This window comes from Streptomyces sp. NPDC006430 (genome assembly GCF_040612395.1).
Taxonomy (GTDB): domain Bacteria; phylum Actinomycetota; class Actinomycetes; order Streptomycetales; family Streptomycetaceae; genus Streptomyces.
Genome location: NZ_JBEXQA010000004.1, coordinates 192,377 through 199,114 on the forward strand (window position 1 = coordinate 192,377; position 6,738 = coordinate 199,114).

Genomic DNA, 6,738 nt, shown 5'->3' on the forward strand with positions numbered 1-6,738 from the left:
ATCGGATCCATCCGGCGGTCACCGAAGGCTCCACTCGAGCTGCTCACACGGCCCGTACCACTCGGGGCTTCTCGCACGACAGTGATCAACCCGCACAGCCTGACACCGCCAACCGGCCCAAAGAGCCGATTACGCCAGAGGCGGCATGTCGCACCTGGTCGGAACAGCTGGCGTGCACGGTCTCCTGCGCAAGCGGGTGCTGCAGCGCAAGAGCCAAGTCTCCGGTGCAGGGCGGGAGGCCGCCGACTCTCCCCCACCGCCGTATCCGAGGTCAGCAACGGCGGGACATGACCGGGACCGATGCTGACCACTTGCTGACCCGGACCCCAACAGCACGACTCTGACCTGTACGTGCTGATGGAGTCGGCTGCGGTGTTGCTCCCCGCGTTCCCGGGCCGAAGCAGCGCGGCCACAGGCTCCCCCGTGCCAGCGCTGCCGTGGTCGACGAAACCCGTCAACGGATGGTGTCCGTAGGTCGTAGGGTTCCGGTTCGACTACCCAGCGGCGGAAGTTGATTGGGCCTGGATGTCGTGGAGGGCCGCTACCAGGGCGTCCACGACCTGCTCTGTGTTGTACAGGGCCAGCGAGGCCCGGACCGCGCTCTGCAGACCGAAGGAAGCCAGCGCCGGCTGCGCGCAGTGGCGGCCGGCGCGCACCGCGATGCCCTGTTGGTCGAGTGCCGCGGCCAGCGCGGTCGGGTCGGTCCCCTTGAGCAGGAAGGTCAGCACCCCGATCTTTCCCGGCGCATTGCCGATCAGGCGCAGTCCGGGGACGGTTGCCAGTGCGCCCGTCGCGTACGTGGTGAGCTGCTCCTCGTATGCGGTGGCGGTCTCCCGGTCCAGGCCGGCGAGGTAGTGCAGGGCCGCCCGCAGGCCGGTGACTCCGGCGATGTGACCGGTGCCCGCTTCGATCCGGTGCGGGATGGGGGCGTACGTGGTTTCCTCGAAGCTCACCGCGTCGATCATGTTGCCGCCGCCCTGCCATGGGGGCATGGATTCCAGCAGTTCACGCTTGCCGAAGAGCACCCCGATACCGGTGGGGGCGAAGATCTTGTGCCCCGAGAAGGCGTAGAAGTCGGCGTCCAGGGCGGTGACTTCCACGGGGAAGTGGCTCACGGCCTGGGCGCCGTCGATCAGTGCCTTGGCGCCGTATCGGTGGGCGAGGGCGATCATGTCGGCGACCGGCGGGATGGTTCCCAGCACGTTGGAGGCATGGGTCAGCGTGACCAGTTTGGTCCGGGGTCCGAGCATGTCGCGGTAGGCGTCCTGGTCCAGCTGTCCATCGGGGAGCAGCGGGATCGGCCGGGTTCTTGCTCGGCGCTCTTTGGCGATGAGCTGCCAGGGCACCAGGTTGGAGTGGTGCTCGGCTGCGGAGACCAGGATTTCGTCGCCCACGCCGAGGTGGGCGCGGCCCCCAGCTCTGCGCCACCAGGTTGACGGCTTCGGTCGTTCCTCGGACGAAGACAATTTCATCCTGTTCCTGCGTACCGAGCAGTTCGGCCGCTGCCTGGCCCCCTTCCTCGTACACCTGGGTGGCCTGCTTGGCCAGGGTGTGCGCACCGCGGTGGACATTGGAAGTGTCCATCGAGTAGTGCTCGGCGACTGCTTCGATCACCTGGCGGGGCTTGAGTGTGGTGGCCCCGTTGTCCAGCCAGACCAGCGGGTGTCCGTTCACCTCCCGGTGCAGTTGCGGGAAGTCGCGCCGGACGGCCTCGACATCGAAGCCGTTCGTCGGCAATGACGGTGGAGTCGGGGGCGCCCCTGCAGGTGTCTCGTTCTGCTGTGGCAGCCAGTACCGGGCGCTGCCCGCCGCATGGGCGAGCGCCCCCGGAAGCGGGCAGGAGTCCGGCGGCGGAAGCGTCCCGGGCTTCGGGAATCCTCCGAGCAGTCCCGTTCCCCCAGGCGCGCCGGCCGTCGGCACAGCTCTTGGGCGTCCGCCTCGAAGAACTGGTCGCACTCATCAAGCAGGATGAGCAGACGACGGCGTGAGTCCTCGTCGAGCCAGGCCCGGATGGCGGCTCGTACCCGTTCGGAGAAGTCCTGACATGACCTGCGGCCCTGCGACCGCCCCAGAACCTGAGCTTCGGCCAGCTCCCGGTCCAGCACGTTCCACAGCGCTTCCGGTCCCAGCGAGCTTCCCTTGCTGATGTTCTCCTGGTCGAGATTCACGTACACGGCCTGGTGATAGCAGGGGCGCTGCTCCGCGAACCGTTCACCGGCATCGCTGAGCAGTGCAGACTTGCCCAGGCCCCGGCCGCCGAAGATGACCTGGGTGCCGTGCTTGTCGAGGATGCTCTTGCGTTCGGCGTCGCGGCCGTAGAACATCTCGCCGCCGATCCGGCCACGCTTCTCCCTGATGTACGGGTTAACGCCGGAGAACGGCAGCAGTGTCTGCGTGTCGGTGCTGACCTGGCGGTTGCCCCGGGCCGCGAGGTAGGCGAGTGCGGCGTCGTCCACGACCAGCAGCGGCTGCAAGCGGGATGACCCCACGGCCGGCTCGACGCGGGCCTCGCGGCTCAGGGTGCCGAAGTAGGCGACGAGGAGACTTGCTCCGCTGGTGTCCCGCTCCGCCAGGCTCATCACGACCTTGGCGGGCGGACGGCCCCACACCATTAGGACGCGCAGGCTGCCGCCCTGCTCCCTGATCTGCGAGCCGAACGCGGGCGCCTTCGCCCTACCCCGTTGATCTCCACCTCGGTCGCCTCGAAGAAGCGGTACTCGCGCCGGTGCGGGGACCGCTCATCGAGGGGCCTGGCGCTCTTGGCGTCGTAGCCGAGCAGTTTGAGGGCCGGAAGCAGTTGGCGCCGGGCGGACACCTCGAGCCGGTCCTTCGGCTCGGTGGCGCCCAGCTCCCGCCACTCGTCGAGAGCGTCGGCCGCCAGTGCCGCCTCGTCGGTGGAGAGGGATCCGTAGTCCAGGACGGGGACCACGGGGTGCTTGCCGCCGGACCGGACGAGGTCGACGAGTTTGCGGTCGATGCCCTTGCGCAGGCTGTCGGGCACGCTCGGGAAGAACTCGATCAGGTGCGACTCCCCAGTCTCGATCTCCGGGACGGGTTCGCCGATCCCCAGGAAATAGACAAGGTCGGCGGCGGTGGCCAGGCCGCCGGTGTCCAGGTGCCGCAAGACCTGGGCCCGTTCCTCCGCGGTGATGTCCAGGGCGTCGGATCAAGGAGTCGTACGACGCCAACTACCGCGTCTACGGCGCGAGGAAGATCTGGCGGCACCTGAACCGCCAGGGCCACCCCGTGGCCCGCTGCACCATCGAACGCCTCATGCGTGACCTGGGCATCACCGGCGCCGTCCGCGGCAAGAGAGTGATCACCACGATCCCGGACCCGACCGCACCCCGGGCACCGGACCTGGTCGACCGTGACTTCGTCGCCCCGGCGCCCAACCGCTGCTGGGACGCCGACTAGCCAGTGGTCCAGGACGGTACCCTCGGCGAGGGCTGGGCCACTGACCGTCACCCAGCCGCGCATCGGGCGGCCGGTGAAGTCCATGGGGCGGGCCTCCGGGCGTGCAAGGGCCTGCTCGCTCTCATCTGGACCCACGCGGGCGATGAGCTCATCGCCGACCACTCCCACGGTCATGTTGCCGTCCAGCAGGAAGGAGAGGCCGCCGAACATGTGCTTCTCGGTGAGGCAGGGCCGCTCGCCGAGCTGCTCCCGGATCCGCTCGGCCAGCCCTTCGTCGTACGTCATGGGATCCACTCTCCTGCGGGGGCCGGTCGAGCGCGCGGCAAGCACCGACGGCCCCGTCATCTCGCGACCGTGCACCCCACTGTCTCGGTACCGCAGTCGTCAGCCTGCCCCGTCGGCGAGCCGGTCCGGGGACAGGTGGAGGCGCCGGCGTCGTTCCACTCGAAGACGGGCATGCCCATGTTGGCGGGCGTGATCCACAGGGCGCCGAGCGTCCACGCCACGGCGCCGTAGGCCAAGCAGGACGGCGGCGGGTGGGTGCGAGCCTCTGGGCGTACCTGCCGAGGAAGACGCCGAAGGTTGTGCCGAACGAAGAGGGCGATGGACAAGTGGATCAGCCGTCCGACGGACGCGTTCGTCGAGCCGAGGAGCCCGGCGACCATCGTGATCATCGCGGTGTCCGCCATCGGCCGGGACACCGACATCCAGAGCCCATGCCGATGCCGCCGACCAGTCCGGACGCGGCGCCGTAGAAGGCGTGCGCGGGGATCGCGGTGGTTGCGGATGAGGCGTGCAGAGCTGTGGCCATGGCGAACGACCTCCCCGGGATGCTGTCGGTCGAAGCACTGCCGACGCTGGGCGACTGAGCGCAGGCCTAGGCGAGGGCGCGTACGTACGTTCGATCTCGCCCGGAAATCTGGCGCCCGGGACGCGCTCGGCGGTGGCGCGCGCCGGCCTTGCGTTGGTCACCGAGCGGTCGAAGGTGGGCCGAGATGAACCAAGCCGTCACGCAGCTGCACCAGGACGGCGCAGACCGGTCACCGTGCGCAGCCGGGAGGAGTCCACCAGTCAACAGCGAGTCGCTGCGCCAGTGGGTCCGCAAGGCCTACCGTGGCCGGCGGGGCTGCCTACCGCCGTCGGCCCAGAGCGTACGACCAAGAGCCGCAGTACTCCACCACCGCGTCGAGAAGGACCTGCGCGCCCTGTACGAGCAGTTGGTCCGGCGTGTCCTCAGCCGGTGAGTGACTGACGCCACCGGTACTGGGCACGAACAGCATGGCGGTGGGCACCCTGGCGCTCATCGCACCCGCGTCGTGCCCGGCGAAGCTGGGCATCCGGGCGGCTGGAACTCCCGTGCGCCCGCAGACTCGGTCGACGGTGTCGACGAGCACCTCGTCGAAGCGGACCACCGGCTTGTGGGACAGACGGGTGACCTCGACGGAGCATCGCTGCCCCTCGGCCGCGCGGCGGGCCTCGGCTGACAGACGGGCCGCAGCCTCCCCCAGTGACGCCTCGGCAGCTGCCCGAAACTCCACAACGAGGCTTGCCTCACCCGGGATGACGTTGGGGGCACCGGGATGGAACTCGATGCAGCCGACGTTGGCGACCATCTGCTTGTCGACATCGCAAGCGATGTCCCATACCGCGTCCGCGACCTTGACGGCGGCGCGGCCGGCGTCGGCGCGTACCGCCATCGGGGTGGTTCCCGCATGGTTGGGTTCGCCGCGCATGGTCACCATGTGACGCTCTATTCCCACGATGCCGTCGACGGCGGCGAGTTCGAGGCCCGCCTTATCCATGCGGGGGCCCTGCTCGATGTGCAGTTCGAGGAAGGCGACGATGTCCGCGGCGTGACCGCCCGCGCTCAGGGCCGTGGAGCCGACGAGTCCGCCGGTCGAGGAGGGCTGCGCGCCCTCCTCGTCCCAGAAGTCCACGATCTCCAGACGGGCGGCGGCCGGATGATCCGCCTCGTGCAGGGTGCGCAGCACCTCCAAGGCGGCGATGACCCCGTACGCCCCGTCCAGGCGTCCACCCGCAGGTACCGTGTCGGTGTGCGAGCCGATGAGCAGCCAGGGCCCCTCGCCGAGGTACCGCCGCCCGAAGACGTTGCCGACGTCGTCAGTCCACGCTTCCAGTCCCGCATCCTCGATGCGGCGCGCCAGCCAGGCCCGTGAGGCGATGTCCTCGGGCGATCCGGCAAGCCGGTCGACGCCTCCGTCCTCGCGGCCCCCGAAGGTGGCGAGTTCGGCAAGGTCCGCCAGGAGGCGGGAGCCTGAGATCCGCATTGCACACATAGCTGGCATCTCCCCGATCAGCTCAGGACACGGCCGTCATTGACACGCGCCGCGCGCGAACGCCGGTCGTCCAGGTGGATGAACGTCCGCTGGAGCCAGCGGTCGTGGCCGTCGTAGCGCGGTGTGAAGGCCGTCCGTCCGTGCAGCGAGGCACGGTTGTCGATGATCGCGAGATCGCCAGCGGCCAGGACGATCACCTTGCGTACGGCGCAGAGTGCCCCCTCCAGAGCTGCCAGGGCTGAGCCTGCTCGGTCGTCCAGAGGGTGAGTGCTGGCGAAGTCGACCCGGATGTCCGGGTCTTCAGGGGCTCCGGTGAGCACGGGGGAGGCCGAGGCACCGAGCGCGTCGTTGAAGGAAGGCGGCGGGTCGAAGCGGAAACGGGGCTCACTCAGGACCTCACGGTCGGCCCGCGAGACGAGGGGCAGCGCCTCCTTGATGGAGGCGATCTCCAGCCCCGCTTTCCGCTCGTGGTCAGCGCGCAGGCACAGCAGCGCCACAAAGTCGGGCCGGTTCGGGTGGAAGGCGTTCTCCACGTGCATCTTCAGGGGGGTCGACCCAGCGTTGCTCTGCTGCGATTCCTGGCCCGGCACCGGCACGACATTCTGGACGAGTGCTCCGGACTTCTCGGCACGGAAGGCGACGATCTCGCCCAGTTGCAGCGCGTTGAGAACGAGTACCGAGGCCGGTGCGGTCGCGTGGCGTTCCACGGAACCGCTCTCGACGGGTGTCGGCCGGCCGGGGTCCACCGGCAGGCCTTGTATGTGCAGCAGCCCATCGGTATCGGGATCACCTCGGAAGCGCCGCAGCCTCTGCCGCAGACGGAGGGGCAGTGCACACGAACGCTCCCGTGCGAGGGCTATCCAGCCGGCATCGTCCACCAGCCTCGGCGGGACGTTGGTGAGCTCTGCGGCCAGAGCCCGGACTTCCGAGCGCTCCCGGTCGTCCAGAACAATCGGCAACTCCTTGCCGGTGGCCTTCATTTCTGTGCTTGCGGTCATGGCTCCACGGCCCCCGATGGGTTTTC

Annotated in this window: 6 protein-coding genes and 3 pseudogenes; 1 reads left to right on the forward strand and 8 read right to left on the reverse strand. The window is 69.1% G+C overall.

Annotated elements, in window-relative coordinates:
- Window positions 1-494 precede the first annotated feature (494 nt).
- The 4 genes and pseudogenes from ABZZ20_RS08875 to ABZZ20_RS08890 all read right to left on the reverse strand — a co-directional run bounded on the left by ABZZ20_RS08875 (window position 495) and on the right by ABZZ20_RS08890 (window position 3,124).
- Entirely contained in the window at window positions 495-1,472 is a 978-nt protein-coding gene (locus tag ABZZ20_RS08875; RefSeq protein ID WP_356868281.1) for a cysteine desulfurase, read from the reverse strand.
- Window positions 1,453-1,674 (reverse strand): annotated as a pseudogene (locus tag ABZZ20_RS08880) (aminotransferase class V-fold PLP-dependent enzyme); the annotation flags it as partial. The gene ABZZ20_RS08875 and the pseudogene ABZZ20_RS08880, both read right to left, overlap by 20 nt.
- Window positions 1,671-2,612: a hypothetical protein gene (locus ABZZ20_RS08885; RefSeq protein ID WP_356868283.1), complete on the reverse strand. Its 942-nt coding sequence runs from the start codon at window positions 2,610-2,612 to the stop codon at window positions 1,671-1,673. The gene ABZZ20_RS08885 and the pseudogene ABZZ20_RS08880, both read right to left, overlap by 4 nt.
- Window positions 2,612-3,124 carry a hypothetical protein gene (locus tag ABZZ20_RS08890; RefSeq protein WP_356868634.1) on the reverse strand — a complete coding sequence of 171 codons (513 nt, stop codon included), beginning with the start codon at window positions 3,122-3,124 and terminating at the stop codon, window positions 2,612-2,614. The genes ABZZ20_RS08885 and ABZZ20_RS08890 overlap by 1 nt, the downstream gene beginning before the upstream one ends.
- Window positions 3,125-3,177: 53 nt before the next feature.
- Between ABZZ20_RS08890 and ABZZ20_RS08895 the strand changes: the two are divergent.
- Window positions 3,178-3,414, forward strand: a pseudogene (locus tag ABZZ20_RS08895) (IS3 family transposase); the annotation flags it as partial.
- A 12-nt stretch (window positions 3,415-3,426) separates the two neighbouring features.
- Here the strand turns inward: ABZZ20_RS08895 and ABZZ20_RS08900 are convergent.
- From ABZZ20_RS08900 to ABZZ20_RS08915, 4 genes and pseudogenes are all read right to left on the reverse strand, one after another.
- Window positions 3,427-3,762: pseudogene (locus ABZZ20_RS08900) on the reverse strand (TfoX/Sxy family protein); the annotation flags it as partial.
- The gene (locus ABZZ20_RS08905; protein ID WP_356868285.1) at window positions 3,759-4,106 is read right to left on the reverse strand and encodes a hypothetical protein; all 348 of its coding nucleotides are present in this window, start codon (window positions 4,104-4,106) and stop codon (window positions 3,759-3,761) included. The gene ABZZ20_RS08905 and the pseudogene ABZZ20_RS08900, both read right to left, overlap by 4 nt.
- A gap of 441 nt (window positions 4,107-4,547) precedes the next feature.
- On the reverse strand, window positions 4,548-5,705 hold the full coding sequence (locus ABZZ20_RS08910) for a M20 family metallo-hydrolase (RefSeq protein ID WP_356868287.1): 1,158 nt from the start codon (window positions 5,703-5,705) through the stop codon (window positions 4,548-4,550).
- A gap of 26 nt (window positions 5,706-5,731) precedes the next feature.
- Window positions 5,732-6,712: a TauD/TfdA family dioxygenase gene (locus ABZZ20_RS08915; protein WP_356868289.1), complete on the reverse strand. Its 981-nt coding sequence runs from the start codon at window positions 6,710-6,712 to the stop codon at window positions 5,732-5,734.
- Window positions 6,713-6,738 lie beyond the last annotated feature (26 nt).